At 71.9% G+C, this 17513-nt stretch carries 14 protein-coding genes; 7 read left to right on the top strand and 7 right to left on the bottom strand.

Translation table 11 applies throughout. From position 1 onward, the window contains the following. Nucleotides 1-123: 123 nt before the first annotated feature. Genes J1C73_RS04330 through J1C73_RS04320 form a run of 3 tightly spaced genes read right to left on the bottom strand, consistent with a single transcriptional unit; the run spans nt 124 to nt 3639 of the window. Complete coding sequence (locus tag J1C73_RS04330; protein ID WP_123470026.1) at nt 124-735, bottom strand: TetR/AcrR family transcriptional regulator; 612 nt, start codon at nt 733-735, stop codon at nt 124-126. Nucleotides 736-764: 29 nt separating this feature from the next. Then, a complete protein-coding gene (locus tag J1C73_RS04325) occupies nt 765-2852 on the bottom strand; it encodes a YhgE/Pip family protein (protein ID WP_207315147.1) in 2088 nt (695 codons plus the stop codon). Continuing rightward, nucleotides 2824-3639 carry an ATP-binding cassette domain-containing protein gene (locus J1C73_RS04320; protein WP_207315146.1) on the bottom strand — a complete coding sequence of 272 codons (816 nt, stop codon included), beginning with the start codon at nt 3637-3639 and terminating at the stop codon, nt 2824-2826. The genes J1C73_RS04325 and J1C73_RS04320 overlap by 29 nt, the downstream gene beginning before the upstream one ends. Nucleotides 3640-3806: 167 nt before the next feature. On the opposite strand from J1C73_RS04320, the gene J1C73_RS04315 reads away from it, so the two are divergent. From J1C73_RS04315 to J1C73_RS04305, 3 genes are all read left to right on the top strand, one after another. Beyond that, a complete protein-coding gene (locus J1C73_RS04315; RefSeq protein ID WP_207315145.1) occupies nt 3807-4331 on the top strand; it encodes an SAV_6107 family HEPN domain-containing protein in 525 nt (174 codons plus the stop codon). A 103-nt stretch (nt 4332-4434) separates the two neighbouring features. Further along, nucleotides 4435-5193 carry a methyltransferase gene (locus J1C73_RS04310; RefSeq protein ID WP_123470015.1) on the top strand — a complete coding sequence of 253 codons (759 nt, stop codon included), beginning with the start codon at nt 4435-4437 and terminating at the stop codon, nt 5191-5193. Nucleotides 5194-5477: 284 nt separating this feature from the next. Continuing rightward, a complete protein-coding gene (locus tag J1C73_RS04305; RefSeq protein ID WP_207315144.1) occupies nt 5478-5876 on the top strand; it encodes an SCO2097 family morphological protein in 399 nt (132 codons plus the stop codon). Between the two features lie 215 nt (nt 5877-6091). Here the strand turns inward: J1C73_RS04305 and J1C73_RS04300 are convergent, their stop codons facing one another. From J1C73_RS04300 to J1C73_RS04285, 4 genes are all read right to left on the bottom strand, one after another. Further along, nucleotides 6092-8500, bottom strand: coding sequence for a transglutaminase TgpA family protein (locus J1C73_RS04300; RefSeq protein WP_207315143.1), 2409 nt, complete (start codon nt 8498-8500; stop codon nt 6092-6094). Nucleotides 8501-8510: 10 nt separating this feature from the next. Further along, nucleotides 8511-9896 carry a DUF58 domain-containing protein gene (locus tag J1C73_RS04295; RefSeq protein ID WP_207315142.1) on the bottom strand — a complete coding sequence of 462 codons (1386 nt, stop codon included), beginning with the start codon at nt 9894-9896 and terminating at the stop codon, nt 8511-8513. After that, nucleotides 9896-10945, bottom strand: coding sequence for an AAA family ATPase (locus J1C73_RS04290; RefSeq protein ID WP_123470005.1), 1050 nt, complete (start codon nt 10943-10945; stop codon nt 9896-9898). Before J1C73_RS04290 ends, J1C73_RS04295 begins: the two co-directional genes overlap by 1 nt. 242 nt (nt 10946-11187) lie before the next feature. Next, nucleotides 11188-11751 (bottom strand): beta-class carbonic anhydrase, encoded by a 564-nt coding sequence (locus J1C73_RS04285; RefSeq protein WP_207315141.1) that lies wholly within the window; start codon nt 11749-11751, stop codon nt 11188-11190. Between the two features lie 402 nt (nt 11752-12153). On the opposite strand from J1C73_RS04285, the gene rsmH reads away from it, so the two are divergent. The 4 genes from rsmH to J1C73_RS04265 all read left to right on the top strand — a co-directional run bounded on the left by rsmH (nt 12154) and on the right by J1C73_RS04265 (nt 17513). Beyond that, on the top strand, nt 12154-13119 hold the full coding sequence (rsmH, locus tag J1C73_RS04280) for a 16S rRNA (cytosine(1402)-N(4))-methyltransferase RsmH (protein WP_123470001.1): 966 nt from the start codon (nt 12154-12156) through the stop codon (nt 13117-13119). Nucleotides 13120-13222: 103 nt separating this feature from the next. Next, the gene (gene ftsL, locus J1C73_RS04275; protein WP_207315152.1) at nt 13223-13783 is read left to right on the top strand and encodes a cell division protein FtsL; all 561 of its coding nucleotides are present in this window, start codon (nt 13223-13225) and stop codon (nt 13781-13783) included. Nucleotides 13784-13787: 4 nt separating this feature from the next. Next, complete coding sequence (locus J1C73_RS04270; protein WP_207315140.1) at nt 13788-15776, top strand: peptidoglycan D,D-transpeptidase FtsI family protein; 1989 nt, start codon at nt 13788-13790, stop codon at nt 15774-15776. An 18-nt stretch (nt 15777-15794) separates the two neighbouring features. Then, a complete protein-coding gene (locus tag J1C73_RS04265) occupies nt 15795-17513 on the top strand; it encodes a UDP-N-acetylmuramoyl-L-alanyl-D-glutamate--2,6-diaminopimelate ligase (RefSeq protein ID WP_372446648.1) in 1719 nt (572 codons plus the stop codon).

Here is a 17513-nt window from a genome sequence, read left to right as displayed (position 1 = left end):
CAACGGGGTCACGGGGGAGGGTTCTCCGGCAGCACGGATGACGCCGGTCGGGCGGGGCTCGGGGGGATCGAGCCCCGTCGGACCGGCGTCGTCGTGCGTCCGGGCCGCTGCGCGGGGCGCGGGTCAGCGCCCGCTGACCCGCCCGTGCAGCAGCAGGGACAGCGCCGAGTGCACGTCGTCGATCGACCGCTCCGGCTGGAACGCCTGCCAGTCCAGCGCCGCCACCAGCACCATGCCGACCAGCGCGGCCGCCGTCAGCGGGATGTCGATCTCCTCGCTGAGCTCGCCGCCCGCGACACCCTCCTTGAGCACTCCCTCGACCACGGCGACGGCCTCCTGGCGCACCACCAGCAGGGTCGCCTGCCAGGCCCGGTTCGTCCGCCACAGCTCGGCCACGTACAGCTGGGTGAAGGCGGGATAGCGGTCGATGAACGCCAGACCGGCCCGGATCATGGCGTCCAGCGCCTCGACCCGGCTGCCACCGCGCTCGTCGGTCTCCTCGGCCGCGGAGCGCAGCGAGGAGGTGAGCAGCCCGACGCCGTGGCGCAGCAGCTCCTCGAAGAGTTCCGTCTTGCTCTTGAAGTTGTAGTAGACCGTGCCCTTGGCGACCCCGGCGCGCTCGGCGATCTCGTCCACGGTGGTGGCCGAGAAGCCCTTCTCGGCGATGAGGGTCACGGCCGCCTCGTAGAGCTTCTGCCGGGTGGCCTGGCGGCGCGTGGTGCTACTGCTTTCCATGCTCCTGATTCTCACAGGTCCCGGAGCGCTCACAGGCTCAGCTCCGGGTGCAGCCGGTCCAGCGTCCACATCTGCTTGCGGCGTGCCGAGACGGCGGTCAGCGCGAGCGCGCCCGCGGTGAAGGCCAGCAGCACCGCGCAGGCCTGCCAGACCGGGCCGAGCCCGCCGCCCGTGATCAGCCGGCGCAGCCCCTCGACGACGTAGGTCATCGGCAGATAGGGGTGGATCGCGTTGAAGAAGCCCGGACTGGTCTGCACGGGGTACGTACCCCCGGCCGAGGTCAGCTGGAGCATCAGCACCGCGAGTACGAGGATGCGTCCCGCCGCCCCGAAGCGGGCGTTCAGCCACTGCACGATCGCGGCGAAGCAACAGGTCACCAGCGCAAGGAAGCCGATCGTCCCGGCGGCCCGGACCATCTGGAGACCGAGCCCCCAGTGCAGTACGGACATCAGCGCGGCCACCTGGAGCAGACCGATCGCGGCCACCGGCAGCCAGCCCGCGAGGGCGATCCGCCAGGCCGGGGCCCCGGCCGCCAGTGCGCGCCGGTTGAGCGGCTGGATCAGCATGTACGCCACCATCGCGCCGACCCAGAGGGAGAGCGGGATGAAGTAGGGGGCGAAGCCGGTGCCGTAGTTGGGGGCGGCGTGCAGCGACCCGGAGGCCAGCTGCACCGGGTCGGACATGACTCCCGTACGGGCGTCGCGGTCCTTCTTGTCGTAGTCGGGGATCTCGCCGACCCCGTCGTTGAGGCCCTGCGCGAGCGTGGCCGAACCGTCGCCGAGTCGGATCAGTCCGCTGTCCAGGCTCGTCGCGCCCTTCTTGAGGTCACCGACGCCGGTGTTCAGTTCGGCCGAGCCCGACTTGGCCGTGGACAGGCCGGTGTGCAGCTGATCGGCGCCCTCGGCGACCTTGTGGGCACCGGTGTTGAGCGCGTTGATCTTCTTGACCGCGCTGTCCAGGTCCTCGTCCAGATGCGGTGAGCGCTCGGCGAGGGCGTCGGCCTGCTTCTGCAGGGTGGCCAGCTGACCGCGCAGCTGCGTGAGGTCCCCGTGCTGGTTCTTGACCAGGACGTTCACATCGTCGGCCACGGCCGCGACATCGGCCGCCGCCGTCACGGCCCGCTTCAGCGGCTCACAGACGGTGGAATCGGGGAGCGGCTGCTCCTCGCACCGGGTGCGGTGGACATCGGTGAGATCGTCGGAGGCCGTGTGCGCGGCGGTGGCGGCGGCGGGCGCGGCCTTCACCAGCGCGTCGAGGTTGTCCCGTACGGTCTGCGAGGAATCGGAGACCAGCCGGGCCGTGTCGCCGATCGACTTCCCGTTGTCCTTCAGGAACGGGCGGACGTCGGCCGCCACCCCGTTGACCTTGTCGGCGAGCAGCTGGGTGCCGTCCGCGACCTGGCGCGAGCCGGTCTCCAGATCGCCCGCGCCCGCGTCCAGTCTGACGATGCCGCCGGCCAGCCTGCCGCTGCCCGCCTTCGCGTCCTTCAGCCCGTCCGCGAGGTCCTTCGAGCCCTTCTTCGCCTTGCCGATCCCGCCCTTGAGGTCGTCGGCGCCCTTGGCGGCCTTCGCCGTCGCGTCATGGAGATCGGAGAAGTTGATGAAGATCCGGTCGAGGAAGCCGCGTGAGGCGTTGGCCGAGGCGGCGGTGCGCACCTCGGAGAAGACCGTCCGGGAGATCTGGCCGACGATGTAGTTGTTCGCGTCGTTGGTGCGCACCTGGAGGGCGCCGGTCTCGGGGGAGTCGCCCGCGCTGGACGCGATGCGCTTGCTGAAGTCCGACGGCATGGTCAGCGAGAGGTAGTACGTGCCGTCCTCGACGCCCTTGTCGGCCTCGGCGGAGCTCACCTCGTGCCAGTCGAAGACCTTGGAGTCGAGCAGCTTGCCGGTGATCTCGTCCCCGGCCGCGACGCGCTTTCCCTCGGCGGACGCGCCCTTGTCGTCGTTGACCAGTGCGACCGGTATGCGGTCCAGGCGGCCGTACGGGTCCCAGAACGACCACAGGTACAGGGCGCCGTAGAGCAGGGGCAGCAGCAGAAGTGCGGCCAGTGCCGCGCGCGGCAGCCGCCCCCTGCCGAAGCGCCTCAGCTCAAGAGTGGCCAGTCTCGGCGAACGCATCGGCCGTCCCTTCGTCGTCCGTGGGGTCCGCCGGCTCCGCGGCGTCGGGGGTCTCGGTGTTGTCGGTGCTGCTGGAGGGCTGCGCAGCCCCGGTGGTGTCCGTGCGTACGGTGAGCGCGTCCTGGGGGGCCTCGCTGCACACGGCCAGCACGGTCGTGCCGCCGGCGGCGAGGGAGCGCAGCAGCTCCCAGGCCTCGGCGCGCTCGGCGCCGGAGAGTTTGAGATCGGCGTCGTCCACCGCGATCAGCGCCGGCCGGCCGATCAGCGCGAGGGCGAGCGAGAGCCGCAGCGCCTCCAGCCGTTCCAGATCCCGTACGGAGGTCCGCTCGGCCTTGGGCAGGGTGGCGGGGTCGAGTCCGGCGGCGTCCAGCGCCGCGTCGATCCGGGCCCTGGCCGTGGCGACGCGCTCGCGGCGCGGACGCAGCAGGGCGCGCGGGGAGCCGTCGTAGCGGCGCTGGAGCAGGGCGCGTTCGCGCAGGTGCTCGGCGACCGTGAGGGCCGGGTCGAGCTCGCTGACCCCGGGCACGGGTCCCAGTGCCGCGATGCGCCGTACGGCGGCGGCCCGCCGCGGCAGGCGCAGGCCGCCGGTCTCGGCGTGGCCCTCGGTGGAGCGCATCCGGCCGGTGAGGGCGAGCAGCAGGCAGGTGCGGCCGGATCCGGACGGGCCCTCGACCGCGATCAGGGAGCCGGGCCCGGCGCTGAAGGTCACACCGCGGAAGGCCCAGCCGCGCGGCCCCTTGAGCCCGAGGTTCTCGGCGGCGACAGCTGCCCCGTGCGGGCTGTCCACAGGCCCTCTCCGTTCTTTTGGACTGACTGGTCAGTGCAAAAAGGTAGCCTGAACTCGCGATCGAAGCAAAACCCCAGGTCAGACGGTGATCGAAGCCGATTGTCAGTGGTGGCCGTCACGATGGATACAGACGGCCACGAAGCCGTTACGAGACAGGAGGTTCTGTCATGGCCCACTCGTCCGCAGCAGCCGCTCCGCGACGCCGCGCAGACGGCCCTGCCCCCTCACCGACCGGTCCGGCGCACGATGTCCACCCCGTTCTCCGGCGCGCCACGGCGCCGCCCGCCGCTCTCGATCTCCTCGCCCAGGCCCACGCCGGCCTCGAAGAGGCAGCTGTTCTCGACGTGCCCAACGAGCGGTATGCCACCGCCCACCTCGCCGCGCTGCGCGCCGCCGCCGCGGTCCTCGCCGTCCGGGGGCGCCCCGAGACCTCGCGGCGGCGCCGGGAGAGGATCCGCAGCGCCTGGGAGGTCCTCCCGGAAATCGCCCCCGAGCTGACCGAGTGGAGCGCGCTGTTCGCCTCGGGTGCCCGGCGGCGGGCCCGTGCGGAAGCGGGCATACCCGGAGCGGCCGGCCGGCGCGACGCGGACGACCTTCTGCGGGACGCGGCCATGTTCCTGCGCCTGGTGGAGCGGCTGCTGGTCCTCCAGCCGGTGCTTCCGCGGCCCCGCGGTGAGCGGCCCGACGAGTGATGACGGCGCGGGCGGCGTGAGGCAATAGGGTGGTCGGGACCTATCACCTGCGCTGTTCACGCTCCGCCGTCAGCGGCGGCACCGTGCCGAGGAGACAACTGCCGTGTCGGACCAGCTGCGCCCCCGCGCCTCCCTCCGTACCGCCGTGGTCTGGGAGGTCCTCAAGGACGCCCTCGACCGTCAGGTCAAGGCGACCGGCAGGGACGCCCTGGACGTACTGGACACCGGCGGCGGCACGGGCAACTTCGCCGTACCGGTGGCCCGCCTCGGCCACCGGGTCACCGTCGTCGACCCCAGCCCCAACGCGCTCTTCGCGCTGGAGCGCCGCGCCGCCGAGGCCGGCGTCGCCGACCGTGTCCGCGGTGTCCAGGGCGACATCCTCGGCCTGTTCGACGTGGTCGAGCGCGGTGGCTACGACGCGGCGCTCTGCCACGGCGTCCTGGAGTACGTGGACGACCCCGCCGAGGGCGTACGGAACGCGGTCGACGCGCTCCGCCCGGCAGGTGCCCTCAGCCTGCTCGCCGCCGGGCTGGGCGGCGCGGTCCTGGCCCGTGCGCTCGCCGGTCACTTCACCGAGGCCAGGCAGGCGCTCAGCGACCCGGCGGGCCGCTGGGGCGACGGCGACCCGATGCCCCGGCGGTACACGGCGGAGCAGCTCACCGAGCTGGTCTCGGCGGCCGGTGTCGAGGTCGGCGCGGTCCACGGTGTACGCGTCTTCGCGGACCTCGTACCGGGCGTCCTGGTGGACACCGAGCCCGGTGCGATGGAAGCCCTGCTCAAGCTGGAGACGGCGGCTGCCGAACTGCCCGCTTTCCATGCGGTGGCGACCCAGCTGCACGTTCTGGGCACCAAGCCCGCCTGAGGCACCGGCCCTATCACGCCGCTAGCGCGGCTGATCAGCAACGCAGCCGCAGACGGAGTACGGCCCAGCAGCCCCGATCGGGGCCTCGGCCCCGTATGATCGGGGGACACCATCCGGCATGACGGATCGGAGGTTGGGGAATCAACGCCTCAGCAGCTGAGCCGTCGTGGCGGCCCGGACTGGCTGATTGGCAATGAGGGCGGGTTTCACGGGGACGATTCCCTGCCTATCCTGGAAGGGCCGCATACCGGCCGCCCCCCGCGGCCGACGACGAGGAGGACTCCGTGCCGCTCTCGGAGCACGAGCAGCGAATGCTCGAGCAAATGGAGCGAGCGCTGTACGCCGAAGATCCCAAGTTCGCGACAGCGCTCGAGGGAAGCGGGCTGCGTACGTACACCCGGCGACGGGTCTACCAGGCAGTTGCTGGCTTCCTGGTGGGTATCGCGCTCCTCATGGCCGGAATGGTCGCCCAGCAGATCTGGATCAGCGTGGTGGGGTTCCTCGTCATGCTGGGCTGCGCGGTGCTCGCGGTCACTGGTTGGCGCAAAGCGCCCAAGCCCGGTGAGCAACAGGCAGCCGGAACCGGTGGCGGGGGCGAGCGTCGACAGCCCAAACAGCGCCGGACCGTGATGAACCGGATCGAGCAGCGGTGGCAGCGTCGCCGCGATGAGCAGGGCCAGTAAGAGCTTCGGACACTGATGTGTGAGGGGCGGTCGCATCTCTGCGACCGCCCCTCACACGTGTGTCCGCGCCGGGTGCGCCGGCCGGACGGTGTGCTGTCGATCGCCGGGCGGGCCGGAGGAGATGCCTCAAACCCCTGGCGGGCCGGAAAGAACCCCTGGGCGGGCCGGCCAGGGCGTCCGGGCGGGCTCGGCAGCCCACCCGGACGCCGGGCGGGTCAGCCCTCCTGGCGGGACGGGCGTCGCAGCCAGGCGGGGCGTCGGGGCATGCTCCATCTGGCGGTCAGGGCTGCCCGGCGATCCGAGGCCGCCCACACCACCCGAATGGCCGATCGCGGAGCCATGACCGCGCGGAGCCGGGTGAACCGGCCGACGGAGGCCCGCAGCGCGGTCCGTACCGCCCGCACATCCTCCGAAAGCCCTGCCTCGGGCCGCGGCTCCGGCGCGTAGAGAGCCTGCTCCACCGCGCCCGCCACCCGGTGGACCGCCTCGGCCCCCTCGGTGTCGAGGTGCCCCAGCCGTACGATCCGGGCCGCGGCCCTGCGCGGGGTCAGCGACTCGTCCGGGGCGATGCCGTGGTCCCACGCCGTGTCGGTGATCTCCCGCCAGGCCGCCAGCGTTCTGGCGGTGACGTCGCCCGGCGTACGCCCGGCGGAGAAGCTCAGCCTGCGGGCCCGGGCCCTGATCCGCCAGAGCATCGGCAGCGACGGCAGCAGCAGTACGAGCAGCACCAGCAGGGTCACGCCGAGCACCGTGCCCGCCGGCGTCCCCGAATCCGTCGGCCCCACCGCTCCCGGAGCCACCGTGCTGCCGCACTCGCCCTGCTTGCGCAGCTGCGGCGGGCAGCTGTCCGAGGCGGACGGGGCGACCGGCGTCGCGGCCGACGCGCCCGTCTCCGGGCGGGCCGGATCGGCCGGATCGCCGGAAGGGGCGTCCGGCAGGGTGTACGACGGCACGGTGCCACGCGTCGGCGTCGGCTCGAAGCGGGTCCAGCCGATGCCCTCGAAATACAGTTCCGGCCAGGCGTGCGCATCGCGCAGCCCGACCGACATCGAACCGTCCGACTGCGCGGTACCGGGAGTGAAGCCGATGGCGACCCTGGCCGGGATTCCGAGCGTCCGGGCCATCGCGGCCATCGTGAAGGAGAAGTGGACGCAGAAGCCCTGCTTGTCCTTGAGGAAGCGGCCGATCGCCGCGCTGCCTGTGCCGGAGTTCACCGAGGTGTCGTAGGTGAACCCGCCGTCCGAGGCGAAGTAGTCCTGCAGCTTCACCGCCTGCTCGTAGGCGGTACCGGCGCCCCGCGTCACCCTGTCGGCCGTCTCCTTGACCACCTTCGGCAGCGAGCCGGGCACCCGGGTGTACTCGCGCTGGAGGGCGGCCGGGGCCGGTCCCGCGTTGGCGAGCTGGTCCGACGTCGGCTGCACGACCAGGCTGGAGACCTCGTACTGCGCACCCTGGGTCGTCTCCCCGTCGTCACCGACCAGGGTGCGGCCCTCCGACTCGTACCGCCAGCGCCCGCCGACCCTGACCTCGGTCGCCGGATAGGGGAGGGGCAGATAGGTCTGCCGGTAGGAACGGGAGGCGGAGATGTTCGAGCTGATCTCCGTGACCGCGACCTCCGGGGACAGACCTCCGGGGCTCGGAAGCCGCTTGGGCACGTCCTTCAGCCGGCGGGTCGACGCCCGCCATTCGTTTCCGTTGAACTGGTCCAGCGCCAGGATGCGCAGATAGAAGTCCTGCGGGCTGTTCGAGTTGGTGCGGTACGACATCACCTGCCGGTTCTCCGGCTGGTTGAGGTTGTTCTGCAGGGAGACCAGCGGGTTCACCGCGGAGATGGTGCCGCCACCGCCCCCTCTGCCGTTGCCGGCCCCCGTGCCGGCCAGCAGACCGCTGTCGAGAGCGGGCAGCGCCGCGGGTACGGCCAGTGCGATTCCCAGGGCCAGCGCGCCGATGCGGCGCCCCGTGCGCACCGGGGCGAGCGCCCCGCCGCCCGAGAGGCTGCCACCGACCGGGCCGCCCCTGGGCCTGGCCGTTCCGGCGAAGACCCGCCCCCACTGGGAGAGCCGGTCGCGCCCCTCGGCCAGCAGCAGGAGCAGATAGCCGCAGGCGGCGAGGAGGAACCACAGCCAGTCCGCGCCGCCGTCCGACAGCCCGGCCGCGACGGAGTACAGAGCCAGCAGGGGCAGCCCGGCCGGCGCGGCACTGCGGAACGTCACCGCCAGCACGTCCACCGCCAGACCGACCAGCAGCACACCGCCCACCAGCATCAGCCGGATGCCCGCCGTGGCCGGCGCCGGAATCGCGTACCGGCCGACGTCATCGGCCCCCGCGGACAGCAGATCCACGAGCGACTGTACGGACCGCGGACCCGGCAGGAACCCCGCCACCGCCTGCTCCCGGGCGAACGCCACGGTCAGCAGCACCAGCGTGACCAGCATCTGCGCGACGACGGTCAGCAGCCGAGGCAGCGGCACCCGGCGGCTGAGCGCACCCACCCCGAACTGGATGGCCAGCAGGAACGCGGCCTGCACCATCCAGCTGACCGGGTCGACCAGCGGCAGCATCGAACATGCCGCCATCAGCGTCGCCGCAAAGGCGCACAGCGCCAGCCGACCACGACCGCTCATGACCGTCCCCTCATGACCAACCACTGGAGAAACCTGTCGTACCGCCCGTCGCGCCGCCCACGGCGGCGGACTGCGTCAGCGAACCCAGATGGCTCGCCTGCTGCCACAGCCGCGCGAGATCCGTTCCGGGCCTCACCGCAACCGCCGTCCACCCCGACTCGCGCAGCAGCCGCAGCCGCCGCTCGGACGCCGCCTCGGTGGCGGGCGACTCACCGTGCACCCAGGCGGCGCTGTCCATCACGAACGCGACGGCACCACCGCTGCGCTGCCGCATCCGGGCAGCCACAGCCGCCTGCTCCTCGTCCAGGTCGCCGAGGAAGGCGATCAGCAGGCCCTCGTTGCCGCCGCGCAGCACGTCGTACGCACGGGAGAGACCGCCCCCGTCGGAGTGGTCGACGACGGCGAGGGTGTCCATCATCAGCCCGGCCGCGGCCGCGGAGTCCTGGCCGGAGCCGGCGAAACCGCCCGACCCCTCACCCGGGAGCGCGCTGCCCTCGTCCGTCAGCAGCCGGACCGCGAAGCCCCGTTCCAGCATGTGCACCAGCACGGAGGCGGTCCCCGATACGGCCCACTCGAACGCCGAGTCGGGCCCCGTCCCCTGATACGCGATCTGCCGGGTGTCCAGGAGCACCGTGCATCTGGCCCGCTGCGGCTGCTCCTCGCGGCGCACCATCAGCTCGCCGTAGCGCGCGGTGGAGCGCCAGTGGACGCGGCGCAGATCGTCGCCGTGCCGGTAGCCGCGCGGGATCACGTCGTCCTCGCCGGCCAGCGCCAGCGACCGCTGCCGCCCCTCGCCGTACCCGGAGGACTCGCCCGCCAGCCGCACCGGCGGCAGCGGTTCGGTCCGCGGGATGACGACGAGGGTGTCGTACGCGCTGAACGAACGCGTCAGCTCGCACATCCCGAACGGATCGCTCAGCCGCAGCTGCAGCGGACCGAGCGGATAGCGGCCCCGCAGATCGGACTGCACCCGGTAGGAGACCTCGCGCCGGCCGCCCGCCTCGACCCGGTCCAGGACGAAGCGGGGCCGTGGACCGAGCACGTAGGACACCCGGTCCTGGAGCATCAGCAGACCGGTGGGCAGCCGCGAGATGTTGTCCATCCGCAGATGGACCCGCGCCTCGGTGCCCGCGGGCACCCGGGACGGCGAGAGCCGCCGGGTGCCCGCGACCCGGTAGCGGGTCCGGAAGAGCACTGCCACGCAGACCAGCGGCAGCACGGCGAGGAGCAGTCCGACGCGCAGCAGGTCCCCCTGGCCCAGCACATACGCACAGGCCGCGGCGGCGATACCGGCCGCGAGGAAGGACCGTCCGCGCGTGGTCAGCCCGCTCAGCGCGGCCCGCAGGCCGCCCTTGTCGTCGCTGTCGTCCATCGCGCTTGCCCCCCCGGCGCTCATCAGAGCCGCCGTGCGCCGGGCTGCTGCCGACTGCCGTACGCGCCGCCCGGCTCATGCTGCGGCATCGGGACGGCCGCACCGCCCGCCGCGGTCGGCACCGGTGTCTGCTGGAGGATCTCCAGCACGACCTGCTCGGCGGTGCGGCGGTTCAGCTGGGCCTGCGCGGTCGGCAGCAGCCGGTGTGCGAGCACCGCGACCGCCAGTGCCTGCACGTCGTCGGGCAGGCAGTAGTCCCGGCTGCTCAGTGCCGCGGTGGCCTTCGCCGCGCGCAGCAGATGCAGAGTGGCGCGCGGCGAGGCGCCGAGCCTGAGATCGGGATGACTGCGGGTGGCCCCGACGAGCTGCACCGCGTACCGGCGGACGGCGTCGGCGACGTGGACCGTCCGCACCGCTTCGATCAGCTTCACGATGTCGTGTGCGTGCGCCACCGGCTGGAGGTCGTCCAGGGGCGAGACACCGCCGTGCACATCAAGCATCTGGAGCTCGGCCTCCGGGCTGGGGTAGCCGATCGACACCCTGGCCATGAACCGGTCGCGCTGGGCCTCGGGCAGCGGGTAGGTGCCCTCCATCTCCACCGGGTTCTGGGTGGCCACGACCATGAAGGGGTCGGGCAGCTCGTAGCTGTGCCCGTCGATCGTGACCTGGCGCTCCTCCATCGACTCCAGCAGCGCTGACTGGGTCTTGGGCGAGGCGCGGTTGATCTCGTCGCCGATCACGATCTGGGCGAAGATCGCGCCCGGTTTGAACTCGAACTCGCGGCGCTGCTGATCGAAGATGGACACCCCGGTGATGTCCGAGGGCAGCAGGTCAGGTGTGAACTGGATACGCCGCACCGAGCAGTCGATGGACCGCGCCAGCGCCTTGGCCAGCATGGTCTTGCCGACTCCGGGGACATCCTCGATCAGCAGGTGCCCCTCCGCGAGCAGCACGGTCAGCGAAAGCCGTACGACCTCAGGCTTGCCCTCGATCACACTCTCCACCGACCTGCGCACCCGCTCCGCTGTGGTGGTCAGATCTGTGAGGCTCGCTCGATCGTCATAGGTCGTCACCCGGCCCTCCTCGGCCCTGCCCCACGCTCACCAGGAGCACGGGATTCCCCTGTCACGGGCCGGTGCTCCTGTGCGGCCCGGCCCACCCCGAAATACGGACACCTCGCCTGACGACGTCCGACGGGGTGTCACACCCGCATTCTTGTTGCCGTTACCGCTTCGTGTCACTTGCCTGGGACAACTGGCGCCGATATGTCGGGTTGGGTCGGCATTTTTGATGCCCGCCGGAGTCCTTCCGGAGGTCAGGAAGCCGGAAAGATCTCGCGCAGCAGACCGGTGGTCACATCGAAGACGAAGCCGCGCACGTCATCGCTGTGCAGCAGGAACGGCGACGTGCGGACGCGCTGCATCGACTGCCGGACATCCTGGTCCGCGTCGCTGTACGCCTCCACGGCCCAGACGGGGCGCTGGCCGACCTCCCCCTCGAGCTCCTGACGGAACTCCTCGGTGATCGACTCCATACCGCAGTTCGTGTGGTGGATCAGTATCACGCTGCGGGTGCCGAGGGCCCGCTGGCTGATCGTCAGTGAGCGGATCACGTCGTCGGTGACCACGCCGCCCGCGTTGCGGATGGTGTGGCAGTCGCCGAGCGCCAGGCCGAGCGCCTTGTGCAGGTCGAGCCGGGCGTCCATGCAGGCGACCACGGCGACGCGTAGCACCGGCTTCGCGTCCATGCCGGGGTCGCTGAACTCGCAGGCGTACTCGACGTTCGCCTCGACGAGGCGGTCGGTGACCGTGCCGCCGGTGCCGGCCCGGCCGGTGACGGGAACGGACGGTTCGGCAGGGGAATGCGCGGAAGTCGACATGAACAAGACGTTAGCCCGGGTCGGCCGCTCCGGCGTGGCGTGGAAGCGGACAAAGAACGTCAACGGTGTTTGTTGTGAGGTAACCCACAAGCCTCACACTCGGTCACCCGACCGGGTGAACAAAAGGGAGGGACGACGCGCTGCCGGGTTGATTGATCGGGAATCGATCGAATGGCAGGGTGGGCCAAGACCGCCTGCCGGTCGGTCTAAAGTGACGGGAAGTTACCGACACCCTGCACATTCCGAAGTTTCCCCGTGTGCGCGGCGTACGTACGGCCCGGCCCTCTCCCGCTCGCCGGTCGGCTGACGCCATTTCCCCGGCGCCGGCGGACCTCCCCTTCGCGAGCGGGCGGGGACCAGGCCGTACGTGCCGCCACCCGGGACCTGAGCCTGAGAGGGCGCATGAGCCAGACCCGACACGTCCCGGTGATGCTCCAGCGGTGCCTGGACCTGTTGGCCCCGGCTCTTGAGGCGCCGGGACCGCAGCCGCCCGTGGTCGTCGACTGCACGCTGGGCCTCGGCGGACACAGCGAGGCGCTGCTCTCCGCCTTCCCCACCGCCCGGCTGATCGCGCTGGACCGGGACAAGGAGGCGCTGCGCCTCTCGGGCGAGCGCCTCGCCCCCTACGGCGACCGCGCCACACTGGTGCACGCCGTCTACGACGAACTGCCCGAGGTGCTCGACCGGCTCGGCGTCCCCAAGGTCCAGGGGATCCTGTTCGACCTCGGTGTCTCCTCCATGCAGCTGGACGAGGCCGACCGCGGATTCGCGTACGCCCAGGACGCCCCGCTCGACATGCGGATGGACCAGTCGACCGGCATGGGTGCGGCCGAGGTGCTCAACACCTATCCGCCCGGCGAACTGGTCCGGATCCTGCGGGCGTACGGCGAGGAGAAGCAGGCCAAGCGGATCGTCTCCGCCGTCGTCCGCGAGCGCGAGAAGGAACCCTTCAGCAACAGCGCCAGGCTCGTCGAGCTGATCCGTGACTCGCTGCCGCAGGCCGCCAAGCGCACCGGCGGCAACCCCGCCAAACGCACCTTCCAGGCGCTGCGCATCGAGGTCAACGGCGAGCTCAGCGTGCTGGAACGGGCGATCCCGGCCGCTGTGCGGAGCCTCGCCGTCGGCGGGCGCATCGCCGTCCTCTCGTACCACTCGCTGGAGGACCGGCTGGTCAAGCAGGTGTTCGCGGCGGGCGCCGCCAACACCGCCCCGGCCGGGCTGCCGGTCGTCCCCGAGCGCTACCAGCCCCGGCTGAAGCTGCTCACCCGGGGCGCCGAGCTGCCCACCGAGGAGGAGGTCGCCGAGAACCGGCGCGCCGCCCCCGCCCGGCTGCGCGGCGCCCAGCGGATCCGGGCGGAGGAGCGATGAGCCCTTGGAGCCCCGGTGCGCGGACACGCCCCAGGGACGGGGCGGTGCGGTGAGCAAAGCGGCCGGGCAGCTGAAAGGGCGTGCCGCACGGCTCACCCGGCTGATGCCGGCCGGGCCGAGCAACGCGGCCCGGACCCCCTTCGTCCTGCTGGTGGTCCTGCTCCTGGGCGGCGGCCTGATCACCCTGCTCCTGCTGAACTCCGCGCTCAACGAAGGATCGTTCCGGCTGAGCGAGCTGAAGAAGCGGACCACGGACCTCACCGACGAGCAGCAGGCGCTCCAGCGCGACGTCGACAGCTCCGCCGAGCCCGACGCCCTGGCCCGCCGGGCCAGGGAACTGGGCATGGTCCCCGGCGGCAGCCCCGTCTTCCTGGGCCCCGACGGCACGGTCCGGGGCGTTCCCTCGGCCGCCACCGCAGGGCCGGCCCCCGCACCGCCGCAGAAGACCACCGCACCGCCGCGGACCCCCGCACCGCCGCCGCGGACCACCGCGAGCCCGGCGGCGCTCTCCGGTTCGCCCGGCACCACCCCTCCGGGCGGCGCGGCGGGCACCCCCGCCGCCACACCGAGTACGTCCGCCTCCAGCGCCGACGCGGCCGGGCCGAGCGGATCGGCGACCACTCGTACCCCGGCAGACCAGCCCTCCACGAGCCCCGGCAGGTGACGCAGTGCCTTCCAAGGAACCACCGCGCCGGCGGGTCCCCGGCCCGGCGCGCCCCCGTAACGCGGCGCCCCGCTCCGGCCGCGCCCGTCCCGATGCGCGGCGTCGGACCTCGTCGGCCGCCGCGCGCAGGCCGGCGCCGCGCAGCCGTTCGGGCCGTCCGCTCCGGCTGGGCAGTCCGCGCCCCAGGCTGCGGCTGGTCAGCCTCGCCCTGACACTCGTCATGATCGCGTTCGTCGTCCGGCTCCTGCAGGTCCAGGCCGTCGACGCCAACGCGTACGCGGCCAAGGCCGACAGGAACCGCTACCTCAGCTACACCGTCGCCGCCGAGCGCGGCGAGATCACCGACCGCAGCGGCATCGCGCTGGCCACCAGCGTCGACGCGTACGACATCACCGCCGACCCCAAGATGTTCACACCGGCCGACAGCAAGGCCCCGGATGCCCCCCAGCAGGCCGCCGCCCTGCTCGCGCCCATCCTCGGTGCCGACGCCGCCGAGCTGACGAAGAAGCTGGCGAAGCCGAAGAGCCGGTACACGGTGCTGGCCCGCCGGCAGACCCCGCAGGTCTGGAAGCAGATCAAGGACCTCAAGTCGGTCTTCGCCGAGAAGGCCTCGAAGGACAAGGCGGCCGGCGGCCCCGGAGCCAATGTGCTGGCCGGTGTCTTCCAGGAGGCGACCACCAAGAGGGTCTATCCCAACGGCGGGCTCGCCGCCGGGATACTGGGTTATGTCAATGCCGAGGGCAAGGGCGCGGGCGGCCTGGAATCCCAGCTGGACAAGGAGCTGGCGGGCGAGGACGGCACGATCAGCTACGCCCAGTCCGGCGGCCGACGGGTGCCCACCGCGGGCACCAAGGAGGTCCCGGCCGTCGCGGGCTCCGACATCGAGCTGACCATCGACCGCGACATTCAGTGGGCGGCCCAGAAGGCCATCTCCGAACAGGTGGCGAAGTCCAGGGCCGACCGTGGCTACGTGGTCGTGCAGAACACCCGGACCGGCGAGGTGCTCGCCATGGCCAACGCCCCCGGCTTCGACCCCAACGACCTCTCGCAGGCCGACGCGGCGTCGCTGGGCAACGCCGCGCTCCAGGACGTCTACGAGCCCGGCTCCACCAGCAAGGTCATGTCCATGGCGGCGGTGCTGGAGGAAGGGGCCGCCACCCCCGGTACCCACGTCACCGTCCCCAACCGGCTGCACCGCGGCGACCGGGCCTTCAAGGACGACATCGACCATCCCACCTGGTACCTGACGCTCAACGGCGTACTCGCCAAGTCCAGCAACATCGGCACCATCATGGCCGCCGGACAGCTCGGGAAGACCCAGGCCCAGGCCAACAAGACGCTCTACTCCTACCTGCGCAAATTCGGCATCGGCTCACCGACCGGACTCGGCTACCCGGGTGAGACCCCCGGCATCCTCGCCAAGCCGCAGGACTGGTCGACCTCGCAGCAGTACACGATCCCGTTCGGCCAGGGGCTCTCGCTCAACGCCATGCAGGCCGCCTCGATCTACTCCACGATCGCCAACGGCGGGGTCCGGATCGCACCGACCCTCGTCCGCGGCACCAAGGGGGCCGACGGCCGCTTCAGCGCCGCCGACGCCCCGGAGCAGTCCCGGGTGGTCAGCGAGAAGACAGCCAGGACACTGGCGCGCATGCTGGAGTCGGTGGTCGGTGACCAGGAGGGCACCGGGACGAAGGCCAAGATCCCCGGCTACCGCGTCGCGGGCAAGACCGGTACGGCCAACCGGGTCGATCCGGTACGCGGCGGCTATCACGGCTACACCGCGTCCTTCGCCGGTTTCGCCCCCGCCGACGACCCTCAGATCACCGTCTACTGCGCGATTCAGAACCCCACCAAGGGCAGCTATTTCGGCGGCCAGATCTGCGGACCCATCTACAAGCAGGTCATGGAATTCGCCCTCAAGACGCTTCAGACCGCACCGTCGGGCAGCGAGCCGGCCAGGCTGCCGGTGACCTTCGAACCCGGCGAGTGAACTCAGGGAGACCATCCAGTGACAACCATCACCCCTGATCCCGGGAACCGGCACGGGAACCACCGCGACCCCGGCCCCTCACTTCGCGAGAGGCCGGGTGCTCCCGGTACGCTCACCGCCGTGCCCCACGCTGAACAGTTCCGAACCACCCAGAAGGACGCCCCTGTGAACTACCCGGGAGCGCCCCGCCCGGATCGGCTGCGGCCGACCTCCATCGGTGAGCTGGCAGCCCGGCTGGGAGTCGAACCGCCTGGCACCGGCGAAGTCACCGGCATCACCCACGACTCCCGGGCCGTACGCCCCGGAGACGTGTACGCGGCCCTGCCGGGTGCCCGCCTCCACGGCGCCGACTTCACCGCCCAGGCGGCCGGCCTCGGCGCGGCCGCCATCCTCACCGACCCCTCGGGCGCCGAACGCGCCGCCGCCACCGGACTTCCGGTGCTGGTCACCGAGGACCCGCGCGGCCGGATGGGCGAACTCGCCGCCGAGATCTACGGACACCCAGGCACCGACCTGCTCCAGATCGGCATCACCGGAACCTCCGGCAAGACCACCACCGCCTACCTCATCGAGGGCGGCTTCCGCGGCGCCGGACGCAGCACCGGTCTGATCGGCACCGTGGAGATGCGGATCGGCGACGAGCGCATCAAGTCCGAGCGGACCACCCCCGAGGCCACCGATCTGCAGGCCCTGTTCGCCGTCATGCGCGAACGCGGCGTCGACGCGGTGACCATGGAGGTCTCCAGCCACGCCCTGGTGCTCGGCCGGGTCGACGGCTGCGTCTTCGACGTCGCCGTCTTCAACAACCTGAGCCCTGAGCACATGGAGTTCCACTCCGGCATGGAGGACTACTTCCAGGCCAAGGCGCAGCTGTTCACCCCGCAGCGCAGCAGGCAGGGCGTCGTCAACTTCGACGACGAGTACGGCCGCAGGCTGATCACCGAGGCGTCCGTCCCGGTCACCACCTTCTCCGCCGAGGGTCACCCGGATGCCGACTGGCGGGCCGAGGACGTCGAGGTCGGCCAGCTCGGCTCCACCTTCACCGTCGTCGGCCCCAAGGACCAACGGGCCACCGCCCGGGCCCCGCTGCCCGGACCGTTCAACGTCGCCAACACCCTGGCCGCGATCGTCACCCTCGCGGTCGCGGGCATCGACCCGCAGATCGCGGCCGACGGCGTCGCCGCCGTGCCCGGGGTGCCCGGCCGGCTGGAGCGGGTCGACGCCGGACAGCCGTACCTCGCACTCGTCGACTACGCGCACAAGACCGACGCCGTTGAATCGGTGCTCCGCTCCCTCCAGAAGGTCACCGAGGGCAAGCTGCACATCGTCCTCGGCTGCGGCGGCGACCGCGACACCACCAAGCGCGGCCCGATGGGAGCAGCCGCGGCCCGGCTCTCCGACACCGCCGTACTGACCTCCGACAACCCCCGCTCCGAGGACCCCCTGGGCATCCTCGCCGCCATGCTCGCGGGTGCCGCCGAAGTGCCCGTGCACGAACGCGGCGACGTCCTGGTCGACGCGGACCGGGCCGCCGCCATCGCCGCCGCGGTCGGCCGGGCCGGGCCGGGCGACACCGTACTCATCGCAGGCAAGGGCCACGAGCAGGGCCAGGACATCCACGGAGTGGTGCGCCCCTTCGACGACCGGGTGGTCCTGCGCGAGGCCATCGAGCGGTCCCTGGGACACGAGAGCGCCGTCCACCGTGCCCCCACCCATGAGAACAACAGTCAGGGATGA

It is taken from the genome of Streptomyces laculatispora, assembly GCF_017353455.1.
GTDB lineage: Bacteria > Actinomycetota > Actinomycetes > Streptomycetales > Streptomycetaceae > Streptomyces > Streptomyces laculatispora.
The sequence above is the reverse complement of the archived record's forward strand: the minus strand, read 5'-3'. Positions and strand labels throughout refer to the sequence as shown.